The following is a 21372-nucleotide window of genomic DNA, read 5'->3' on the forward strand; positions in this document are numbered from 1 at the left end:
TGCCTCATGGCGCGGTGTCCTCGGCGAGGACCCGCGCCATCGTGCGTTCGGCGAGCGCGGTGATGGTGACGAAGGGGTTCACGCCGATGTTGCCGGGCACGAGCGAGCCGTCCGTGACGTAGAGGCGTGGATACCCCTTCACCCGGCCGTAGTCGTCGGTCGCCCTGCCGAGGACGCAGCCGCCGAGGGGGTGGTAGGTGAAGTCGTCCGCGAAGACCTTGCCGGCCGAGCCGAACAGGTCGTAGCGGTAGATGGTGGCGTTGGCCAGGTTGATCCGGTCGAACAGCTTCTTGGCCATGCTCACCGACACCGCGCTCTGGGCGGCGGTCCAGCCGAGTCTCACCGTGCCGGAGGCGGGGTCGCAGGTGAAGGACGCCCGTTCCGGGTTCTTGGTGATCGCCAGGTAGAGGCTGATCCAGTGCTCGAAGCCCATGGGCAGCGGGGCGATCTCGGCGAAGACCGGGTTGTCGGTGTTGGCCCAGTCGTCGATGCCCATCACCGGCATGGTGGCCTCATTGGCGCCGACGGTGTCCCAGACGTGGTTGGCGCGGGCGAGCATGGTGTTGCCGTTGGTGCCCCAGCCCGCGCCCACGGCGGAGTTCAGGTCGGGCAGGGTGCCGGTGTCCCTGGCCCGTACGAGGAGTTCGGTGGTGCCGAGGCTGCCGCCGCCGAGGAAGAGATACGTACAGCTGTACTGCCTGGTCTCGACGACCGCGCCGGTGGTGTCGATCCGGTCGGCGGTCAGGACGTACGACCCGTCGCCCGCCCGGCTGACCGACGTCACCCTCTCCAGGGTGTGCAGGGTGACGTTGCCGGTGCCGAGGGCGGCGGCCAGGTAGGTCTTGTCGAGGCTGCGCTTGCCGTGGTTGTTGCCGTAGATGACCTCGCCGGCGAGGGCCGACCTGGTGGCCGTACCGGCGGCCTCCTGCTGCATGTAGCCGAAGTCGTAGACGTTCGGTACGAAGGTGGTCCTCAGGCCCGCGTTGCCGGCGGCCTTCCGGGAGGTGCGGGTGAACCGGTACCACTCGGTGGACTCGAACCACGCCGGGTCGATGGTGTTGACGCCGAGCATGGCGCGGGCGCGGGGGTAGTAGGTGCCGTACATCTCGTCGGCGTCCACGGTCGGGAACTGCTCGGTGAAGTACGGCTTCGGGGGCGTGACCGCCATTCCGCCGTTGACGAGGGAGCCGCCGCCGACGCCGCGGCCGACGTAGACGGACATGTGGTCGTAGTGCACGCGGTCCAGGGCGCCCGGGTAGGGGCTGATGTCCTTGTTGACCACGTCCAGCCACAGGAAGGTGGCGAGCGGGGCCTCGGTGCGGGTGCGGAACCACATGGAGCGCTGGTCGGGGGCGGCGGTGGAACAGAACACCTTGCCGTCGCCGCCCGCGGTGTTCCACAGGCGGCCCATTTCCAGGACGAGGGTGCGGATGCCGGCCTGGCCGAGGCGCAGGGCGGCCACGGCGCCGCCGTAGCCGGACCCCATGACGATCGCCGGGGCGTTCTCGACTGTGCCGGGCTGTGCCGCTCGGGCCGACTGGAGGCCGATGCGGGTGAAACCGAGGGCGGCCGCGGTCTGCAGTGCGGCCATTCCGAGTATGTGACGCCTTGTCAGCTGACGTCTCATCAGGTTTGCTGTCATGGGCGCAGCATGGGCGGATTATCGGGATCCGCCAAGGGCCGCCGCAGGAAGGGGTGGGGTCTCGTCGTCGGCGGCTGCGGGTTGTCTGTGGCTGGTCGCGCAGTTCCCCGCGCCCCTTGCGGGGCGCTGCACTACAGCAGAGCCTTCAGCCGCTCCGCCAGCAGGTCCCAGCGCCACCTCTCCTCGACCCACTGGCGGCCTCGCTCGCCCATGCGGCGGCGCAGCTCGGCGTCGCCCAGGAGAGTCACGATCCGCTCTGCGGCCTCCGTCGGGTCGCCGCCCCTGACCACCCATCCGGTCTCCCCGTCGAGCACCGCGTCCGGTGCCCCGCCCGAATCTCCCGCCACCACCGGCAGGCCCGTCGCCGACGCCTCCAGGTAGACGATGCCCAGCCCCTCCACGTCCAGGCCGCCCCGGCGGGTTCGGCAGGGCATGGCGAACACGTCGCCGGCGCCGTAGTGGGCGGGGAGTTCGGACCAGGGGACGGCGCCGGTGAAGCGGACGGAGCCGCCCACACCGGTCTCGGCTGCCAGCCGCCGCAGATCGCGCTCGTACGGCCCGCCGCCGACGATCAGCAGGACGGTGTCGGGCTCGGCGGCGAGGATGCGGGGCATGGCCCGGATCAGGGTGTCCTGGCCCTTGCGCGGGACCAGGCGGGAGACGCAGACCACGACCGGGCGGTCGGTGAGGCCCAGGCGGGCGCGGATCTCGTCGCCGCCGGAGTCGGGGTGGAAGGTCTTCTCGTCGACGCCGGGCGGCAGCTGGACCATGCGGCTCGCGGCCTGCGGGGTGAGCGCGGTCGCGATGCGGGAGCGGGTGTACTCGCCCAGATACGTGAGCGTGTCCGTGGAGTCGCCGATCCGGCGCAGCAGGTGCCGGGCGGCGGGCAGCTGGGCCCAGCCGGCCTCGTGACCGTGGGTGGTGGCCACCAGCCGCTCGGCGCCGGCCCTGCGCAGTGCGGGCGCCATGAGGCCGAGCGGGGCCGCCGCGCCGAACCACACCGAGGTGCACCCGTGCTCGCGCAGCAGCTGCACGGCCCGCCGGGTCGCCTGCGGGGTGGGCAGCAGCATGGTCGTACGGTCGCGTACGACGGTGAAGGGCTGCTCGGCGTCGAAGGCGGCCGTGGCCGCCGCGCCCTCCCGGCCGCGCTTCCAGGTGGAGGCGTAGACGACCAGCCGGCCGGGGTCCAGGCGCAGGGCCATGTTGTGCAGGAAGGCCTGGATGCCGCCCGGCCGGGGCGGGAAGTCGTTGGTGACGATGAGGGTCTTGTGCATCGCTGCCGACCCTACCCAATGGGCCGGGCGCGGCCGAGTCTGTGGCAGGCGCACAGCCGGGCAGGACATCATGGTCCGCGACGCGTCAATCGAAGCGGGAATCGAACGGCAGGGGAGCACGTGGAGACGAAGGGCACCGCGCGGTCCCTGGCATGGCTGCTCGCGACCTGGGGCGCCACCCGCGCGACGCTGCTGCTGTTCGTCTTCCGGGTGTTCGCCTTCCCGGGCCCGGACGTCACCGCGGACGTGTCGGTGATCTACCGGGGCTGGTACGAGGTACTGCGGCAAGGAACGTTTCCGCTGGACGACGTGACGTGGCAGTACCCGCCGGCCGCCGCCCTGGCGATCCGCTCCCCCGACGCCCTGCCCTTCCTGTCCTACGCGCACGCCTTCTACGTGCTGGCGTTCCTCGCCGACGTGGTCGTGCTCGCGCTGCTGCTGGGTCCGGGCCGGCACCCCGGCCGGTCGCTGCACGGCGCCTGGGTGTGGGTGGCGGGCGCGGCGCTGCTCGGCCCGACGGTGTACGCGCGCTACGACGTGATGGTGACCGCGGTGGCCGTGGCGGCACTGCTCGCCGGGGCCCGGCGGCCCCGGGTGATGGGCGCGCTGGCCGCGTTCGGGGCGCTGCTGAAGGTGTGGCCGGCGCTGCTGCTGGCCGGGGCCGTACGGCGGCGGGCGTGGGCGTCGGCGGCGATGACGGGGGCCGGGCTGGCGGCGCTGTTCTCGGTGTCCATGCCGGGTGCCTTCGCCTTCCTGACCTTCCAGCGGGAGCGGGGCACCGAGGTGGAGTCGCTGGGCGGCCTGGTCTTCCATGTGGCCCGGCACTTCGGCTGGCCGGGCGAGGTGCTGCTGAACTACGGGTCGGTGGAATTCCTCGGCCCGTACGTGGACCAGGTGAGCGCGGCGGCGCTGGCGCTGACCGGGGTCGCACTGGGCTGGCTGCTGCTGTGGCGGCTGCGGGCGGACCTGACGGCGCCGCACACGCTCGCGGACGCGGCCTTCACCGCCGTCCTGCTCTTCACGGTCACCAGCCGGGTGATCAGCCCGCAGTACCTGGTGTGGCTGATCGGCCTGGCCGCGGCCTGTGTGTCGTACCGGGCGAGCCGGATGGGGGCGCCCGCGCTGCTGGTGATGGCCGCGTCCTTCGTGACGGTCCTGGAGTTCCCGCTCGGCTTCTCGCACGTGGTGGTGAGCGACCGGTACGGCGTCCTGCTGATGGCGGTGCGCAACGGCCTGCTGCTCGTGGCCTCGCTCTCGGCGGCCCGCCGGCTGTGGTGCTCGACCGTGCCCCCGGCCCCCGCCGCACCCGTGCCGCCCCGGCCCGTCCGGCCCCGGCAGACCCCGGTCGGCTCCTGATGTGGGCGGTGTGGATCGCGGCGGCCTGCCATACGGAGTGGAAGGCCGCGACGCTCAGCCGAGCTGTGACCTGACGTACTCCCGCCACCGCTCCGTGAACGCCTCCGGAGTGGTGCCGAGCACCTTCTTCAGCGCGTCCTCGACCGCGCCCGCCCGCCTCTCGTGGGCGCCCACGGCGCGGTAGAAGGCGCCGAGCCGGGCCGTACCCCAGTGCGCGGCGATCATCCGGCAGGCCAGCCAGCCGCCCTCGTACGCCTGCGCCAGCTCGGCCGGGTCGCTGGTGAAGCCGAAGTCGTTGTCGGACGGCAGTTCCGTGGGCGCGTGACCGTCCCGGACGGCGCGGGTCAGTTCCGGCGCGGCCTCGGTGGGGGTGCGGCCGGTGCCGAGGTAGCCGATCCAGTCCGCGTAGCCCTCGGAGAGCCACAGCGGGGTGGCGGCGGTGGTCTGCGCGCGGGTGGCCACATGGGTGGTCTCGTGGGTGAGCACCACCTGCTTGCCGACGTCACCGAGGACGGCGTACGCCTCCGGGTTGACGACCACCCGGTCCGCGGGCGCCCGGCCGGACCCTCCCGCCTCACCGGTGGTCACGGCCGCGATGCCCCGGTAGTTGGCGGCGGGCGAGCCGAGCAGGCCCCCCATGTCCTTCAGGGACCGCGGGACGAGGACGACGACATGGCGGCTCCAGCCGGTGCCCCAGGCCCGGGAGACGGCCGGGACCGCACGGTCGGCCAGAGCCGCGTAGCCGCTCAGCCCGGCGGCCGTCAGGCCGGTGCCCAGCACCAGGCTGTGCGCGCCCCGCACGGCGGTCACCGGACCCTGGTCCCACAGTTGCTGCCCGGCTCCCTTCGCCGGGCTGTCGGAGGTGACGTACCACTTGCCGTCGGCGGTGCGGCCGAGGGTGAGGGTGCGGCGGGCGTCGACCGGGGCCTTGTCGTAGCCCGCGACGCGGTAGTTCAGGTCGGCGTCGGCGGTGGCGCCGGAGGAGGTACGGCGCACGGCGGTGACCTTGTAGCTCCAGGAGGCCAGCGGGAGGGCGCGCAGCCGGGCGTACTCGCTCGGGACGCCCGTCGCGTCGTACGCCGTGCCGTCGTGGCCGAGGAGGGCGGCGGAGCGCCGGTCGAGCAGGTGCTGCACCTCGGTACGAGCCTCGTCGGTCCCCGTACCGCCGCACCCGGCCAGGGACAGCAGCAGAGCGAGGCCCACGGCCCCGATGCTCCACCCCCGTCTGCGACCAGCCATTTCCCGATCGTAACGGCGAGCGGCGCGGTCAGGGCCGGGTCACCGACGAGATCGGCATCATCCCGACCGGGTCGTAACGCACCGCAGCCCCCGGATAGGGCGCGTGGATGACCTGGCCGTTGCCGACGTACATCCCGACGTGGCTGGCGTCGGAGCGGTAGACCACCAGGTCGCCGGGGCGGGCCTCGGACAGCGGGATCTGCCGGCCGACGAAGCGCTGCTCCTGCGAGGTGCGCGGCAGCTGGATCCCGGCGTGCGCGTACGACCACTGCATCAGGCCCGAACAGTCGAAGCCCGTGGGGCCGTTGGCACCCCACACATACGGGCGGCCGAGGGCGGAGCGGGCCGCGGCCACCGCGGCGGCGGCACGGGCGTCGGGGAGGACGGGACCGGTCAGGTCGGGAAGGTGCAGGTCGAGGCGGTCGGGGCCGTCGGAGCGCGAGACCCGGTCGTAGGCGGCGCGGTCGGCGACGGGCATCGAGTTGAGCAGCCGCCGGGCCCTGGCGAGCTTGGTCTCCACGGTCCGCTTGTGCGCGGCCACCGCCTTGCGGCTCTTCTCCAGCGCGCCGAGCTTCCCGGCCGCCTCCGTGCGCTCCTGGGTCAGGTCCCGCAGCGCGGAGCGCAACTCCCGCAGCCGCCCGACCTGCTGGACGCCGATGCGGTCGAGGGTGGACGCCTTGTCGAGATAGCCGCCGGGGTCGTCGGAGAAAAGCAGCGCGACGACCGGGTCGACGGCGCCCGCACGGTACTGGGCGCCCGCCAGCGAACCGAGCTGCTCACGCAGGCCGTTGATGCGCTGCTGCAGCCGCGCGACGTGCTCCTGGGCGTCGCGCACCTCGCGGCGCAGCGTGCCCGCCTGCTCCTGGGCCTTGTCGTAGGCCTGGGTCGCCTGCTCGGCCTCCTGGTAGAGCCGGTCCACCTCGGCACGGGTGTCGCCGCGCGGCGTCGCGTGCGCCGGTACGGCGCCGAGTGCGGCGGCCGCGGCCGACAGCACACACAGAGCGGCGGCGCCCCGGTCGAATCCGGACGAGGCAAGGCGGCGATGAGACCCCACGGCAGTCCTTCTGCTGGCGGACGGATACCGCTCCCCCGGCGCCTGGGGACGGGGAGGCCCCGGCGCCGGGGAAACGCGGCAGACAGTAGCCGCAGGGAAGGGCGCCGAGCCAAGGCCGGCGACGGCACAAAACGCCGCCGCCCCGCCGCTGACGCAGGTCATGGGCGGGGCGTGGAGTCAGCCTCGGTCCGTGGGATTCGCCCGTTCGGACGTCACCGTGTGCGGGTGCCGCGGGTGCCTCAGTTCACCCGGACGCCGAACTGGAACGGCATGTCGGCCATCGCCTCGTAGCGGACCACGGCACCGGTGTGCGGGGCGTGCAGCACCTGGCCGTTGCCGGCGTAGAGGCCGACGTGGTGCAGGTCGCCGTAGAAGAAGACCAGGTCGCCGACCTGGAGCTGGCTCATGGAGAGGTGGGGACCGATGGTCGCCTGGGCCTCGGAGGTGCGCGGGATGGAGACGCCGGCCTGGGCGTAGGCCCAGGAGGTCAGGCCCGAGCAGTCGAAGGAGGACGGGCCGGTGGCACCGTAGACGTAGGGCTTGCCGATCTGGCTCTGGGCGGCGGAGAAGGCCGCCCCGGCACGGCCGGAGGCCGGCGGGGTGTCGCCGAGGTGCACCCGCTCGCTGGAGGAGCGGTCGGCGCGCTGCTGCTGGGCGGCCAGGTCCGCCTTCTCCTTGGCCGTCAGGGTGTTGAGCAGCTTCTGCGCGTCGGCGAGCTTGCCCTGGACTTCCTTCTTCTTGTTCTCCAGCTCCGTGCGGGTGGCGGAGAGGTCCTTGAGCTTCTCGGTGGCCTCGGCCCGCTCCTGGGCGAGTTCGCGCTGTTTGTCCTGGATCTTCTTCAGCGCGTCGACCTGCTGGGCGCTCAGCTGGTCGAGGGTGGAGGCCTTGTCGAGGAAGTCGTCCGGGTTGGAGGACAGGAACAGCTGGACCGAGGGGTCGATGCCGCCCGTGCGGTACTGCGAGGTGGCCAGCGAGCCCAGGCCGTCGCGGAGCTTGTTGAGGTCCTCCTGGCCCCGGGCGACGTTGTCCTGGATCGTGGATATTTCCTTCTGCAGCTTCTGCTGCTTGTCCTTCGCCCCGTTGTACTTCTCGGTGGCCTGCTCGGCCTCCTCGTACAGCTTGTCGACCTTGGCCTTGACCTGGTCCTTGCTGAGCTTCGGCGCGGCGTTGGCGGCGTTCGCGCTCAGCACGACGGCTGCGGCGGCTGCGGTGGTCAGCACGGTCACGCGGGCGCGACTCTGCTGTTTGGGTCGACGGTGGGACGCCACGGAGGACGAACTCCTTCTTGTGAGTGAGTGAGTGATCACCCGTTCGGAGGTTCGAGCCCAGACCCTAGTGACCCAGTTGTGATCAGTTCAAATCCTCTCACCAGAAAATCCCATCACGCAATGCATTCTTTGCACAGAACTCACATGCAGTGATGCGCGCTTGACCCTACGTTGCGTGACGATACGGCCAATTCGGGCATTGAGTCTGCCCGTTGGACCTTCAGGACAGTCGCTTGAGAAGCACCGCAGACGCGACCGGTCGGGCACCGGCCTTGGCGACCCCGTCGGCCACCTCACGGTCGGTGGAGGCGACGATGACCGGACGGCCCGGCGGCTCCGCGCGCACCAGCTGGCGGATCAGCTCGTCGGCCGTGACCCCCGGCTTGGAGAACAGCACCCTGACCCCGCGCGGCGGTGCCAGCAGCACCGGGGCGGCCAGTTCGGCGCCGTCGAAGACACAGGTCACCTCGGCACCGGTCTGGGCGGCGAGCGCCGACAGCTGGCCGAGCAGCCTCAGCCGCTGCTTCTCCAGCGGCATCTGCGGATAGCCGGTCTTGGTGACGTTGTAGCCGTCGACCACCAGATGCGCCTGCGGCAGCGCGAGCAACTGGTCGAGGATGGCCGGATCGTGCTCGGACAGGGCGCGCGCCGCGATGTCCTTCGGGGTCATCCGTCCGGGTTCGACCGCGTCGACCGTCTCGGCGGGCCGCACGGACACCGGCGGCAGGGCGAGTTCACGGCGCAGCCCCTGGGTGGCCTCCAGCAGGGTGTCCAGCAGCAGCCGGACCCGCATGTCCTCCACGCTGCGGCCCTCACGGGCCGCGCGGCGGGTGGCCTCCAGCGTGGCCTCCGCCTCGCCCAGGCGGGCCTTGAGCCGGCGGGACTCGCTCTCGGCGGCCGACACCTGCAGGTGCGCCTCCGTGCGTACGGCGTCGATCTCGCCCCGGGCCTTGCGCAGGGCGGCCTCGCCCCGTTTGACGTCACTGAGGGCGGCACGGAGCTTACGGTGCAGCGATTCGGCTTCCCTCCTCGCCGACTCCAGCTCCGTGCGCAGCCGTTCGGTCTCGGCGCGGGTCTGGTCGCGGGCCTGGGCCAGCTCGGCACGCAACCGCTCCAGCTCGGCCCGGCTCTCCTCGTCCGCCCGCTCGGCGTCGGCGCGCTGGGCCTCCTCGCCGGCCGCGGTGACCAGCTTCACCCAGCCCGGCGGGCGCAGTACATAGGCCGCGGCCGCCACGTCGAGCGGGTCCGCGGCCGGGGGCGGGGAGCCGGAGTCGAGAGCGCCGGCGAGTTCCGGCTGGGCCTCTCTGAACTTCTCTCCGATCCGCTGCCGGAAGAGCGGATCCGTCTCCAGCGCCGCCGCCATCGCGTTCCCGGCGAACTTCGCCCGGCGATTGGGGGCGAACCGGGCGTACTGCCGTAGCTGGGCGGGCAGTTCCGCCACGGTCAGCCCGCCGAAGCCGTCCGAGACGATCTGCACGACCCTGCGGCGCACGCCGTCGGGCAGCGGACGGTCAAGCACCTCAGCGGTGCCGTCGCCCGGCCCCCCGCCTGTGGTCTCCACCATCCGTCACACCCCACTATGTCTGTTTACTTCTCCGCGGCCGCTCCGCTCAGGAGCCGGCGCCCGGCCTGTCCACGAGCTCCACCTGGTCCACCGCGTTGCACCAGCGGCAGCGCACCGATTCGATGGTCTCACTGACCACCTCGCGCTCCTCCACCGTCGGCTCGCCCGCCAGATCGAGGTGGACGTACTCGACGACCTTCGAGGAACGGGTCACGTCGAACCGGGTGAGGTTGCCGCACAGGGTGCAACGCCACCGGGTCTTCGCGGTCGGCAGGGGAACCGTCATCGTGGCTGTCCGCTTCCTTCTCGTCTCGCTCCCGCGCCGCCGGCCGACGCGTGTGGCCGTAACCCTACGGCCTGCCGGGGACTCGCCGCCCGTCCGTCCGCGGCGGCGAGGCGGTCTGTCGGGTTGCGTCCCGTTACGTCATGCTCTGTGTTCATGATCAGCGAGTGGAGCACGGCGGCCGGCAGGGCCCTCAGAGCGGTCCGGAGCGCGCCGGCACCGATGACATACGTCCTCATCGGCCTGTGCTGTCTGCTGTTCGTCCTGGGCCCGGCCTCGGGGCTCGTGCCGGGGTACGGCTCCGGGAGCGCGCTGCTCGCCGCGCAGCGGGCGTACTTCCGGCGCTGGGGCGTGGTGCCGTCCGAGCTGTTCGCCGGACCGGCGCACGCGGCCCTCACCCCCGCCACGGCCCTGTTCGTGCACGGCAGCTGGGTGCATCTGCTCGGCAACATGCTCTTCCTCTTCGTCTTCGGCGGGATGACCGAGGAACGGATGGGCCGGGTCGAGTTCACCCTCTTCTACGTCGGCTGCGGCTACCTGGCCCTGCTGGGCTACGCGGCCGCCAACGCCGCCTCCGAGCAGTCGCTGGTCGGCGCGTCCGGGGCGATCTCGGCGGTCCTCGGAGCGTTCCTGTACCTGTTCCCACGCGCCCGCGTGACCAGTCTTCTCCCGTTCCTGTTCTTCCTGCCGCTGCGCTTCCCGGCGTGGGTCGTGCTGCCGTCCTGGGCGGCGCTGCAGTGGGCGGCGGCACGGCAGGCCTCCGACGGCCCCGGGGTGGCGTATCTGGCCCACCTGGTCGGCTTCGGCCTGGGCTTCGGCTACGCATGGGTGCGCTATGGCCGTACGGCTAGAGTGAAGTCCGCCCCAGCTCCGGCACCCGAGGGAGAGAACCAGCCGTGATCACCGCGATCGTCCTCATCAAGACCAGCGTGGACCGGATCCCCGAGATCGCGGAACAGATCGCCGCGCTGGAGAGCGTCAGCGAGGTCTTCTCGGTCACCGGCACCTACGACCTGATCGCCATGGTCCGGGTCGCCCGGCACGAGGACCTGGCCGAGGTCATCCCCGGCCGGATCAGCAAGATCCCCGGCGTGGAGGCCACGGACACGCACGTCGCGTTCCGCACCTACTCCCAGCACGACCTGGAGGCCGCGTTCTCGATCGGCCTGGACAACTAGGGGCTGCGCCGCTCAGGCGCGGGCGCCGCCCCCGAGGCCTGCTTCACACCGCCGGGACGCAGCGGCCCTCCTCCGTGCGGTACGTCCACTTCGCACCGTCGGTCACCAGCTCCCGTACCGCCGTCACGAAACGCTCCACGTGCTCGTCGGGCGTTCCCGCGCCGAAGCTGACGCGGATGGCGTTGAGGGACTTCTCTCCCGGGGCGGCCTCGGGAGCGCCGCACTCGCCCTGGGCCTGGGGGTCGCTGCCGAGGAGGGTGCGGACCAGGGGGTGCGCGCAGAAGAGGCCGTCGCGGACGCCGATGCCGTACTCGGCGGAGAGCGCCGCGGCGAAGTGGGAGCTGTTCCAGCCCTCCACGACGAAGGAGATGACGCCGACGCGCGGGGCGTCGTCGCCGAACAGGGACAGCACCTTCACCTGCGGGACCTCGGCGAGGCCCGCGCGGACCCTGGCGACCAGGTGCTGTTCACGGGCGACCAGGGTGTCCCAGCCGGCCTCGGTGAGTGCCTTGCAGGCCGACGCGATGGAGTAGGCGCCGATCACATTGGGCGACCCCGCTTCGTGCCGCGCGGCGCTCTCGTGCCACTCCACGTCCACGCCGCCGTCCTGACGCCGGGTCACCTTGCGGCTGGCGCCGCCGCCCGCGAGATACGGCTCGGCCGTGCGCAGCCAGTCGGCGCGGCCGGCCAGGACACCGGAGCCGAACGGGGCGTACAGCTTGTGGCCGGAGAAAGCGACCCAGTCGACGTCCAGGTCGCGGACCGACACGGGGTGGTGGGGGGCCAGCTGGGCGGCGTCCAGGACGATGCGGGCGCCGTGCGCGTGCGCCGTCGCCGCCAGTTCGCGCACCGGCCACAGTTCGCCGGTGACATTGGAGGCGCCGGTGACGCAGACCAGGGCCGGGCCGTAGGGGTCACGGTCGGCGAGGGCGCGCTCCAGGGTCTCGACGGCCTGCTGCGGGGTGCGCGGGGCGTCGAGGCAGGTGACCTTCGCGTCCTGCCAGGGCAGCAGGGAGGCGTGGTGCTCGGTCTCGAAGACGAAGACCTGGCAGTCGGCGGGGAGGGCGCGGGCCAGCAGGTTCAGGGAGTCGGTGGTGGACCGGGTGAAGATCAGCTGGTCGTCGGTCCGGCAGTCCAGGAACTCCGCGACCGTCCTGCGGGCGTTCTCGAACAGGTCGGTGGAGAGCTGGGAGAGGTAGCCGGCGCCGCGGTGGACGCTGCCGTAGTACGGGGCGTAGGCCGCCACGTCGTCCCAGACACGCTGCAGGGCGGGGGCGCTGGCCGCGTAGTCGAGGGCCGCGTAGGTGACCTCTCCGCCGGTGACGAGCGGGACGGTGACATCCCTGCCCAGAACCGGCAGAGGGGCACAAACGGACTGGTCGGCGGCAGCGGTGAAGACGGACATGAGGGAACTCCCGTGAGACATACGCCCTGGGGCGCAGGAAGAAGAGAAAAGGGTGTGCGGAGGCGGGGCTCGGCGGCCCTATCGCATTCGCTTGCTCACGGAAGGCTCCCTCGAACGACCAGGACCCCTGGTCCCGCGCTTCAGAAGCGCGCGAGGGGTCCGCGCTTGCCGTAGACCTCGCTGCCTACGGCCTGGTCTTCACCCGGGGCACCCCGCCACGGACGGAGGGTTGCCGGACAGCCGGCCGGGGCCGAATGACTGTCACTCATGACCTGGTCAGGAACGTACGTGAAGTGATCGCGGTCCCGCAACCCGTGTCCGAATCGCGGGACCGCACCCTGTGTGTCTCAGGCGTTGCTGGCCGCCACCCAGCGCTCCAGCGTCCGCTTCGCCGCACCGGAGTCGATCGACTCCGCCGCCCGGTCCATCCCGGCCCGCAGCTGCTCGGCCAGCGGCGCGTCCGTCGGCCGCAGCGCGACGAGCGCCGCCGCCGAGTTCAGCAGCACCGCGTCCCGTACGGGCCCCGTCTCACCGTCGAGCAGGCGGCGGGCGACCTCCGCGTTGTACGACGCGTCCGCGCCGCGCAGGGCCTCCACGGGGACGAGGTCGAGGCCGACGTCCCGCGGGTCGAAGGACTCCTCGGCGACCTTGCCGTCCCGGACCACCCACACCCGCGAGGTGGCGGTCGTGGTCAGCTCGTCCAGGCCGTCGTCGCCGCGGAAGACCAGGGAGGAGTTGCCGCGCTCGGCCAGGACACCGGCCACGATGGGCGCCATCCGGAGATCCGCCACCCCGACGGCCTGGGACCGCACCTTCGCGGGGTTGGTCAGCGGGCCGAGCACGTTGAAGGTCGTGCGGATGCCCAACTGGCCGCGCGCCGCGGCCACATGGCGCAGTGCCGGGTGGAACTTCACCGCGAAGCAGAAGGTGATCCCGGCCTCCTCGGCGACCTGCGGGACCCGCTCCAGCGGAAGGTTGAGATTGACGCCCAGCTTCTCCAGCACGTCCGACGCACCCGACGCCGAGGACGCGGCCCGGTTGCCGTGTTTGACGACCTTCGCCCCGGTGCCGGCGACGACGATCGACGACATCGTGGAGATGTTCACCGTCTTGGCACCGTCACCGCCCGTGCCGACGATGTCCACGGTCCGCCCCGGCACCTCGATCACGTTCGCGTGCGCGTACATCGCGCGCACGAGCCCGCTGATCTCCTCCACCGTCTCGCCCTTGGCGCGCAGCGCCACGGCGAATCCCGCGATCTGCGCGTCCGTCGCCTCGCCGCGCATGATCCGGTCCATGGCCCATGCCGTGGCGTCCGCGCTCTGGTCGCGGCCCTCCAGCAGGGCGTTCAGTACCTCGGGCCAGGAACGGCCCGCCGCGGTGTCGCCTCCAGCGGGGGTCACAGCGCTCATCAGCCGCTCCTGGTGTCGTAAGGGACAGTGTGATCCCACCCTATCCAGCCACGGAGACGGCGAAGGGCCCCGTCCGCAACCCGGACGGGGCCCTTCAGCGTGTGTGGCGACGCGGTGATCAGTGGTGGCCGTGGCCGCTCGTGATCTCCTTGTACTCCTCGACGGTCGGCTTCGGGATCTGGTTGTCCTCGCCGTAGTAGGCGTTCGACAGCTTGACCCGGAGCTTCTCCGAGGCCGGAACCTTGCGCTCGACACCGTTCTCGTCGACCGTCGGGCCGATCTCGGCCGGCGCGTACTGGTGGTGAGCCGTGAGGGTGTGCAGCTGCTCCTGGCTGAGCGGCTCGTGCACCTCGATGAACTCACCGTGCGGCAGGCGCTTGATGATGCCGGTCTCGCGGCCGTGCAGCACCTTGTCGCGGTCGCGGCGCTGCAGGCCGAGGCAGATCCGCTTGGTGACGATGAACGCGACGACCGGTCCGACGAAGAAGCCGATCCGGACGAACCAGGTGACGGCGTTGATCGACAGGTGGAAGTGGGTGGCCCACAGGTCGTTGCCACCGCCGACCAGGCCGATCATGTAGACCGTCACCCAGGCGACACCGAACGCGGTACGGGTCGGGGCGTTGCGCGGGCGGTCCAGGATGTGGTGCTCGCTCTTGTCGCCGGTGATCCAGGACTCGATGAACGGGTAGACCGCGATCGCCGCCAGGACGAGACCGAAGAGCACCAGCGGGATGAACACGCCCAGGACCAGCGTGTGACCCCAGAGGTTGATCTCCCAGCCCGGCATGTAGCGGACCAGACCCTCGGCGAAGCCCATGTACCAGTCGGGCTGGGCGCCGGTGGACACCTGGTCCGGACGGTAGGGACCCATGGCCCAGATCGGGTTGATCTGGGCGACCGCCGCGATGGCCGCGATGACACCGAAGACCAGGAAGAAGAAGCCTCCGGCCTTGGCCATGTAGACCGGCAGCAGCGGCATGCCGACGACGTTCTTCTCGGACTTTCCGGGACCCGCGAACTGCGTGTGCTTGTGGTAGAAGACCAGGATCAGGTGCGCCACCATCAGGCCGAGCATGATGCCCGGCAGCAGCAGGATGTGGATCGAGTAGAACCGGGCGACGAAGTCGTGGCCGGGGAACTCTCCGCCGAAGAGGAACATCGAGATGTACGTGCCGACGATCGGCATCGACAGGATCGCGCCCTCGGTGAAGCGCACACCGGTGCCGGAGAGCAGGTCGTCCGGGAGCGAGTAACCGGTGAAGCCGGTGAACATGCCGAGGACGAACAGCAGGAAGCCGAACAGCCAGTTGATCTCACGCGGCTTGCGGAACGCGCCGGTGAAGAACACGCGCATCATGTGCACGAACATGCCGGCGAGGAAGATCAGCGCGGCCCAGTGGTGGATCTGCCGGACGAGCAGACCACCGCGCACGTCGAAGGAGATGTGCAGGGTCGAGTTGAACGCCTCGGACATCAGCTGCCCCTGGAGCGGGACGTAGCTGCCGTGGTACTCCACCTCGTTCATCGACGGGTGGAAGAACAGCGTCAGATAGACACCCGTCAGGATGATGATGATGAAGCTGTACATGCACACTTCGCCCAACATGAACGACCAGTGGTCGGGGAAGATCTTGCGCATGTTGGCCTTGGCCAGGGAGTAGATCCCGAGCCGGCCGTCGGCCCAGTCGGCGATCCGCTCGCCGGCCGGCGCCTTCCCGCGAGAGCGGGGTGCGTCGTTCGATGCAGTACTCATCCGCGCTCCCAGAATGCAGGACCGACGGGCTCCTCGAAGTCGCCGAGCGCCTGGAGGTAACCCTCACTGTCCACGCCGATGCGCAGCTGCGGCAGGGCGTGGCCGGCGGGGCCGAAGATCACTCGGGCACCGTCGGAGAGGTCGAAGGTGGACTGGTGGCACGGGCACAGCACGTGGTGCGTCTGCTGCTCGTACAGCGAGATCGGGCAGCCGACGTGGGTGCAGATCTTGGAGAAGGCGACGATGCCCTCGTGCGACCAGTCGAGCTCGCGCTTGTCCTTGATGTTGCCCGGCTGCAGCCGGACGATCATCAGGGCCGCCTTGGCGATCTCGTTCTGGAACTCCTCGTCGGTCTCCTCCAGGCCGTCGGGCTTGGCGAAGGTGAGGGAGCCGACGGCGACGTCCTCGGGGCGCAGCGGCTGGTTGGTGTTCATGTTGATCAGGCGCTTGCCCTTGGCCCACAGGGTGTGCCGGAGCATGGTCCCGGGCTTCGGGCCCAGACCGCCGAGCAGCATGACGGCGGAGAGCGGCATCAGGGCCATCGCGCCGAACATCGTGTTGCGGATGAGCTTGCGGCGGCCGAGCGCCGACTCCTTGGCGCCCTGGCGGAAGTCCGCGTGGACCTTCGCGCGGACGTCGGCCGGGGCCTCGATCGCGTGCCGCTCGTCGGCGACCTCCACGTCGGACATCAGGGTGCGGGCCCAGTGGACCGCGCCCGCGCCGATGCAGAACAGCGCCACGCCGAGGGTCAGACCCAGGGCGAAGTTCATCGCGCTGAGGTGCCCGATCGGGAAGACGAAGATCGACTTGTCGTTCGGGATCACCAGGTACGCGACGATGAAGCCGATCGTGGCCAGCATCGAGACCGTGAACAGCAGGGCGACCATGCGCTCGGACCGCCTGGCGGCCCGCTCGTCGATGTCCTGGATCCGGTGCTCGTGAGGCGGCAGCCCCGGGTCCGCGAACGGGTTCTCCTCGTCCGCGATCCCTACCGCGCCGTGCGCGTGGTCCTGCTCAGCGGGCAGGTTCTCTTCTGGAATGTCTTGGCTACTCATGACTTCTTGGCCTTTGCGGTCCGAGCGGCGACCCAGACGGCGACCGCGATCAGCGCGCCGAGGCCGAAGATCCAGGCGAACAGACCCTCACTGACCGGCCCGAGGCCGCCCAGCTCCAGACCGCCCGGGTTCTCCGTCTGGCTGCCGTTGACCGCGTTCAGGTACGCGATGATGTCCTTCTTGTTCTTCTCCGACATCGTGGTGTCGGGGAAGGACGGCATGTTCTGCGGGCCCGTCTGCATGGCCTCGTAGATGTGCTTCGGAGCGACACCCTCCAGGCTCGGCGCGTACTTGCCCTTGGTCAGGGCACCGCCCTTGCCGGTGAAGTTGTGGCACTGCGCGCAGTTGGTGCGGAACAGCTCGCCGCCCTTGGCGATGTCCGCGCCTTCGGGGCCGTACTGCTCCTTGGTGGGCACGCTCGGGCCGGCGCCCAGCGAGGCGATGTACGCGGCAAGCTGGTCGGTCTGCGTCTGGTTGTAGACGACCTTCTTGCGCGGGACCTGGGCGCCCTGCGAGGTGGCCGCGGGCATACGGCCGGTGCCGACCTGGAAGTCGACGGCCGCGGCGCCCACGCCGACCAGGCTGGGCCCGTCGGAGGAGCCCTGGCCACCGGTGCCGTGGCAGCTGGCGCAGCCGACCTCGTAGAGCTTCTTGCCCTCCTTGATGGTCAGGGACTGGGCGGAATCATCGGCCTGCGCCTTGCCCGCGGGTGCGAACGCGGCATACAGCCCCCCAGTGGCCGCCAGCGCGAGGAGTAGGACGACGACCGCCGCCAGCGGATGGCGTCGTCGTACGGAGAGCTTTTTCACGGATTACCCCGGTGTCAGGATCTTCTGCGTCGGTGCTTCTGGATGTGCGGGAGCCGGTCCCGGCTACTTGATCAGGTAGATCGTGGCGAAAAGGCCGATCCAGACCACATCGACGAAGTGCCAGTAGTAGGACACGACGATGGCCGCGGTCGCCTGCTCGTGGGTGAACCTCTTGGCCATGTAGGTGCGCCCGAGGACCAGCAGGAAGGCGATGAGACCGCCCGTCACGTGCAGGCCGTGGAAGCCGGTGGTCAGGTAGAACACCGAGCCGTACGGGTCGGAGGAGAGCGAGATGCCCTCGTCCTTCACCAGGCTCGTGTACTCGTAGATCTGACCGCCGATGAAGATCGCACCCATGATGAAGGTGAGGATGAACCACCCGCGGAGCTTCTTCACGTCCCCGCGCTCGGCCGCGAACACGCCGAGCTGGCAGGTGAGCGAGGAGAGCACCAGGATCGTGGTGTTCGTCGCGGAGAAGGGCACATTGAGCGCGTCGGCCATGTGCTTCCAGTGCGCCGGACCCGTCACCGATCGCAGGGTGAAGTACATCGCGAAGAGGGCCGCGAAGAACATCAGCTCGGAACTCAGCCAGATGATGGTTCCGACGCTGGTGAGGTTCGGCCGGTTGACCGACGGGTGCGCGTGCCCGGTTTCTACTGTCGTTGCTGTCGCCACGACCGACATTATGTCGGTCGCTTATCCCGCCCTCACTCCGGGGGGTGCCGTTCGGAGTGTTGCCCCCCGCCGAACCGGTGTTGACGTGGTGTTCATGGGGACTTCCACGGGAGTAAGCTCCGCCCCGAACGGCCCTGTCCGTCCGTCCGTACGACGCTGACGTCCCGGAGGAACAATGCAGCCGACCGCCACGGTGCTGGTCTACAGCGACGACTCCAACACCCGCGAGCAAGTACGGCTGGCCTCCGGCCGCAAGCCGGCTCCCGACGTCCCCTTTGTCGAGTTCGTGGAGTGTGCGACGCCCGAGGCGGTGCTGCGCGAGCTGGACCGCGGCGGCATCGACGTGTGTGTGCTGGACGGTGAGGCCGTGCCGATGGGGGGCATGGGGGTGTGCCGGCAGATCAAGGACGAGGTCTTCAACTGCCCGCCGGTGCTGCTGCTGATGGGGCGGCCGCAGGACGCGTGGCTGGCCACCTGGAGCCGGGCCGACGCCGCGGTGACCCTGCCGGTGGATCCGGTGGAGTTCGCCTCGGCCCTTGCTTCCCTGCTCCGCCAGAAGCGGTTGGTGGGCGCCTAGGAGCTTGGGGCGCGGGGTGCCTGCGCCGCTGCCGGTTCGTCGTGGCCCGTCGCGCCCACGCGGCGGCAGCCGCACATCGGGCACGGCCCCGCGCCCCTGCCGTACGCTCCTCACACTGCCGTCGGCCGCAGGCGTACCGTGTCCGCCGGGGTCGGGCCGTCGGGCTGGTCGGTGTTCAGGGCCGAGCCCGTGCGCCATTTCTTCCAGTCGACGTTCCAGTCGCCGAAGCCGTTGCCGAAGGGTTCCATCGGGTCGCCGTTGGAGTTGACGACCCTGACGATGTCGCCCTCGTGGATGTGGTCGAAGAACCACTCGGCGTTGCCGGTGCTCATGCCCGTGCAGCCATGGCTGACGTTGGCGTAGCCCTGCGAGCCCACGGACCAGGGTGCGGCGTGGACGTACTCGCCGGACCAGGTGACCCGGGTGGCGTAGTAGACCGGCAGGTCGTACGAGTCGGAACTGCCCTCGGCGATCCCGACGGTGACGCCGCGCATCCGTACGAAGTACTGCTTCTCCAGGACGACCTTGACTCCGTTGCGGGTCTCGTAGCCGGGCTTGCCGGTGGTGACGGGCACCTGGTTGATCACCTTGCCGTTCTCGTAGAACGTCAGCTGGTGTGCCGAGGCGTCCGTGACGGCCTCGATCTTCTCCCCCGTGGTGATCCTCAGCGGCTTCGACTTGCCGCCCCACAGCCGGTCGCTGATCCGTACGCCGTCCAGGTTGCTGTGCACCTCGATGCTGGCGTGTACGGGCCAGTACTCCTTGGGACGGTAGTGGAGTTCCTTGTTGCTCACCCAGTACCAGGAGCCCGGCACGGCCGGCGTGGAGTCCACCCTGAGGGCGCGTTCCACCACGGCCCGCTGTGCCTTGTCCCTGACCTCCTGGTCGAGTTGGGCGGTGATGGGCTGTCCCACGCCGTACTGGCCCGCGTCCGGCCCGAAGGTGACGTTCAGACGCTTCTTGCCGCTGGGCTTGCTGGTGTCGAACGTGTAGACCTTGCGGCCCGGCGCGCCGTCGTCGTCCTCGGTGCTCACCGTGACCGTGTAGTGGGCGTTGGCGGCCAGCGGGGAGGTGCTGTGCCAGCGGCTGCCGTCGGCGGTGAGTTCGCCCGTCACATAGCGCCCTGTGGAGTCCTGGGCCGTGACGTCGGTGATGCGCCCCTCGTCGTCCACGGTGACCTCTAGGGGCTTGTCCGGGTCGGCCCGCTTGCCCGCGTCGGCGGGGCCGTTGAAGGAGATCAGGTCCGCTGCGTCGTACGGCTGGGCCGACAGGGGGTTGCCGTCCGAACCGCAGGCAATGAAGCCCGCGCCGAGGACGGTCACCAGCAGGGCGCAGCTGACGACGGTGCGGGTCCGCGGAGTGTGGTTCATATGATCACGCTATGAGACGCCGACCCCACTGGCGCGGCAGGTAATCCGTACGAGTCATCGACACTACGGCAGACGCCGGAAGCCCGGACGCTCCTGATGGAGTGTCCGGGCTTCCGGCGTGCGCTCTTGTGTGCTACTGGGTGCGGTTCTCACCGTGGTAGTACTCGAACACCCAGCCGAACAGACCGATCACGATGAACGGGGCCGAGAAGTAGATCAGCCACCAGCCGACCGCGATGCTGAGGAAGGCGATCGCACCGCCGAAGCCCAGCATGAGCGGCTGCCAGCTGTGCGGGCTGAAGAAGCCCAGCTCGCCCGCGTCGTCCGCGACATCGGCCTCCTTGTCGTCCTGGGCGCCCGCGTCGACCCGCCGGGCGGTGAAGCCCAGGTAGAAGCCGATCATGACGCTCAGGCCGAAGGCCAGGAAGAGCGCGGTGGTACCGGCCGGCTCCTTCGACCACACGCCATACACGATGGCCATGATCAGGATGAAGACGCTCAGCCAGATGAACATCCGACCCTGGATCTTCACTTGCCGGCCTCCTTGCTGCCCTCGACGGCGCCGGCGCCGTGACCGGCGTACTCCAGCTGCTCAAGCGCGGCGATCTCAGGGTGGTGCAGGTCGAACGCCGGGGACTCGCTGCGGATCCGCGGCAGGGTGACGAAGTTGTGCCGCGGCGGCGGGCAGGACGTCGCCCACTCCAGCGAGCGGCTGTAGCCCCACGGGTCGTCCACGCCGACCGGCTTGCCGTACTTGGCCGTCTTCCAGACGTTGTAGAGGAACGGCAGGATCGACAGGCCGAGCAGGAACGAGCTGATCGTCGAGATCGTGTTCAGGGCGGTGAAGCCGTCGGCCGCCAGGTAGTCGGCGTAACGACGCGGCATGCCCTCGGCGCCCAGCCAGTGCTGGACCAGGAAGGTGCCGTGGAAGCCGACGAACAGCGTCCAGAAGGTGATCTTGCCGAGCCGCTCGTCCAGCATCTTGCCGGTCATCTTCGGCCACCAGAAGTGGAAACCGGAGAACATCGCGAACACGACCGTGCCGAAGACCACGTAGTGGAAGTGCGCCACCACGAAGTACGAGTCGGAGACGTGGAAGTCCATCGGCGGCGAGGCCAGGATGACACCGGTCAGACCACCGAACGTGAAGGTGATCAGGAAGCCGATCGCCCAGAGCATCGGCGTCTCGAAGGACAGCGAGCCGTTCCACATGGTGGCGATCCAGTTGAAGATCTTCACACCGGTCGGCACGGCGATCAGGAAGGTCATGAACGAGAAGAACGGCAGCAGCACACCACCGGTGACGTACATGTGGTGGGCCCACACGGTCACGGACAGACCGGCGATCGCGATGGTCGCCGCGATCAGGTTCATGTAGCCGAAGATCGGCCGGCGGCTGAAGACCGGGATGACCTCACTGATGATGCCGAAGAACGGCAGCGCGATGATGTACAC

20 protein-coding genes and 1 riboswitch are annotated in these 21372 nt (G+C 70.2%); of the genes, 4 read left to right on the top strand and 16 right to left on the bottom strand.

What is annotated here, in order from left to right; genetic code table 11:
• Nucleotides 1-4: 4 nt before the first annotated feature.
• Together ACZ41I_RS22540 and ACZ41I_RS22545 are read right to left on the bottom strand one after the other, a co-directional pair.
• Nucleotides 5-1627, bottom strand: coding sequence for a GMC oxidoreductase (locus ACZ41I_RS22540; RefSeq protein ID WP_468320288.1), 1623 nt, complete (start codon nucleotides 1625-1627; stop codon nucleotides 5-7).
• Between the two features lie 146 nt (nucleotides 1628-1773).
• A complete protein-coding gene (locus tag ACZ41I_RS22545; protein WP_468514895.1) occupies nucleotides 1774-2916 on the bottom strand; it encodes a glycosyltransferase family 4 protein in 1143 nt (380 codons plus the stop codon).
• A 120-nt stretch (nucleotides 2917-3036) separates the two neighbouring features.
• On the opposite strand from ACZ41I_RS22545, the gene ACZ41I_RS22550 reads away from it, so the two are divergent.
• Nucleotides 3037-4272, top strand: coding sequence for a glycosyltransferase 87 family protein (locus tag ACZ41I_RS22550; protein WP_468514896.1), 1236 nt, complete (start codon nucleotides 3037-3039; stop codon nucleotides 4270-4272).
• 54 nt (nucleotides 4273-4326) lie between these two features.
• Here the strand turns inward: ACZ41I_RS22550 and ACZ41I_RS22555 are convergent, their stop codons facing one another.
• The 5 genes from ACZ41I_RS22555 to ACZ41I_RS22575 all read right to left on the bottom strand — a co-directional run bounded on the left by ACZ41I_RS22555 (nucleotide 4327) and on the right by ACZ41I_RS22575 (nucleotide 9683).
• Nucleotides 4327-5511 carry a hypothetical protein gene (locus ACZ41I_RS22555; RefSeq protein ID WP_468514897.1) on the bottom strand — a complete coding sequence of 395 codons (1185 nt, stop codon included), beginning with the start codon at nucleotides 5509-5511 and terminating at the stop codon, nucleotides 4327-4329.
• Between the two features lie 28 nt (nucleotides 5512-5539).
• A complete protein-coding gene (locus ACZ41I_RS22560; RefSeq protein WP_468514898.1) occupies nucleotides 5540-6565 on the bottom strand; it encodes a C40 family peptidase in 1026 nt (341 codons plus the stop codon).
• A gap of 239 nt (nucleotides 6566-6804) precedes the next feature.
• A complete protein-coding gene (locus ACZ41I_RS22565) occupies nucleotides 6805-7833 on the bottom strand; it encodes a C40 family peptidase (protein ID WP_363219456.1) in 1029 nt (342 codons plus the stop codon).
• A 220-nt stretch (nucleotides 7834-8053) separates the two neighbouring features.
• Entirely contained in the window at nucleotides 8054-9397 is a 1344-nt protein-coding gene (locus ACZ41I_RS22570) for an NYN domain-containing protein (RefSeq protein WP_468320263.1), read from the bottom strand.
• 46 nt (nucleotides 9398-9443) lie between these two features.
• The gene (locus ACZ41I_RS22575; RefSeq protein ID WP_363219458.1) at nucleotides 9444-9683 is read right to left on the bottom strand and encodes a hypothetical protein; all 240 of its coding nucleotides are present in this window, start codon (nucleotides 9681-9683) and stop codon (nucleotides 9444-9446) included.
• Nucleotides 9684-9836: 153 nt separating this feature from the next.
• Here ACZ41I_RS22575 and ACZ41I_RS22580 point away from each other — a divergent pair, with 153 nt between their 5' ends.
• Nucleotides 9837-10580: a rhomboid family intramembrane serine protease gene (locus ACZ41I_RS22580; protein WP_363219459.1), complete on the top strand. Its 744-nt coding sequence runs from the start codon at nucleotides 9837-9839 to the stop codon at nucleotides 10578-10580.
• Nucleotides 10577-10858 (top strand): Lrp/AsnC family transcriptional regulator, encoded by a 282-nt coding sequence (locus tag ACZ41I_RS22585; RefSeq protein WP_363219460.1) that lies wholly within the window; start codon nucleotides 10577-10579, stop codon nucleotides 10856-10858. The genes ACZ41I_RS22580 and ACZ41I_RS22585 overlap by 4 nt, the downstream gene beginning before the upstream one ends.
• Nucleotides 10859-10901: 43 nt before the next feature.
• Here ACZ41I_RS22585 and ACZ41I_RS22590 read toward each other — a convergent pair whose 3' ends face one another.
• The 6 genes from ACZ41I_RS22590 to ctaE all read right to left on the bottom strand — a co-directional run bounded on the left by ACZ41I_RS22590 (nucleotide 10902) and on the right by ctaE (nucleotide 17979).
• Nucleotides 10902-12263: an aminotransferase class V-fold PLP-dependent enzyme gene (locus ACZ41I_RS22590; protein WP_468514899.1), complete on the bottom strand. Its 1362-nt coding sequence runs from the start codon at nucleotides 12261-12263 to the stop codon at nucleotides 10902-10904.
• Between the two features lie 156 nt (nucleotides 12264-12419).
• Nucleotides 12420-12536: riboswitch (SAM riboswitch) on the bottom strand.
• Between the two features lie 74 nt (nucleotides 12537-12610).
• Nucleotides 12611-13675 carry an anthranilate phosphoribosyltransferase gene (trpD, locus tag ACZ41I_RS22595; protein WP_363219462.1) on the bottom strand — a complete coding sequence of 355 codons (1065 nt, stop codon included), beginning with the start codon at nucleotides 13673-13675 and terminating at the stop codon, nucleotides 12611-12613.
• A gap of 118 nt (nucleotides 13676-13793) precedes the next feature.
• Nucleotides 13794-15431 (bottom strand): cytochrome bc1 complex cytochrome b subunit, encoded by a 1638-nt coding sequence (gene qcrB, locus ACZ41I_RS22600; RefSeq protein WP_399769905.1) that lies wholly within the window; start codon nucleotides 15429-15431, stop codon nucleotides 13794-13796.
• Nucleotides 15428-16486: a cytochrome bc1 complex Rieske iron-sulfur subunit gene (gene qcrA / locus ACZ41I_RS22605; protein ID WP_399769902.1), complete on the bottom strand. Its 1059-nt coding sequence runs from the start codon at nucleotides 16484-16486 to the stop codon at nucleotides 15428-15430. The genes qcrB and qcrA overlap by 4 nt, the downstream gene beginning before the upstream one ends.
• Nucleotides 16483-17295: a cytochrome bc1 complex diheme cytochrome c subunit gene (gene qcrC / locus ACZ41I_RS22610; protein ID WP_399769899.1), complete on the bottom strand. Its 813-nt coding sequence runs from the start codon at nucleotides 17293-17295 to the stop codon at nucleotides 16483-16485. Before qcrC ends, qcrA begins: the two co-directional genes overlap by 4 nt.
• A gap of 63 nt (nucleotides 17296-17358) precedes the next feature.
• Nucleotides 17359-17979, bottom strand: coding sequence for an aa3-type cytochrome oxidase subunit III (ctaE, locus tag ACZ41I_RS22615; protein WP_363220413.1), 621 nt, complete (start codon nucleotides 17977-17979; stop codon nucleotides 17359-17361).
• A gap of 166 nt (nucleotides 17980-18145) precedes the next feature.
• Between ctaE and ACZ41I_RS22620 the strand changes: the two genes are divergently transcribed.
• Nucleotides 18146-18547: a response regulator gene (locus tag ACZ41I_RS22620; protein ID WP_363220412.1), complete on the top strand. Its 402-nt coding sequence runs from the start codon at nucleotides 18146-18148 to the stop codon at nucleotides 18545-18547.
• 110 nt (nucleotides 18548-18657) lie between these two features.
• Here the strand turns inward: ACZ41I_RS22620 and ACZ41I_RS22625 are convergent, their stop codons facing one another.
• The 3 genes from ACZ41I_RS22625 to ACZ41I_RS22635 all read right to left on the bottom strand — a co-directional run.
• A complete protein-coding gene (locus ACZ41I_RS22625; protein ID WP_363220411.1) occupies nucleotides 18658-19917 on the bottom strand; it encodes a L,D-transpeptidase in 1260 nt (419 codons plus the stop codon).
• 133 nt (nucleotides 19918-20050) lie between these two features.
• The gene (locus ACZ41I_RS22630; protein ID WP_031166647.1) at nucleotides 20051-20449 is read right to left on the bottom strand and encodes a cytochrome c oxidase subunit 4; all 399 of its coding nucleotides are present in this window, start codon (nucleotides 20447-20449) and stop codon (nucleotides 20051-20053) included.
• On the bottom strand, nucleotides 20446-21372 hold a 927-nt coding region (locus tag ACZ41I_RS22635; RefSeq protein ID WP_468514900.1), incomplete at its 5' end, for a cytochrome c oxidase subunit I. The genes ACZ41I_RS22630 and ACZ41I_RS22635, both read right to left, overlap by 4 nt.

It is taken from the genome of Streptomyces sp. NPDC030799 (genome assembly GCF_055572255.1).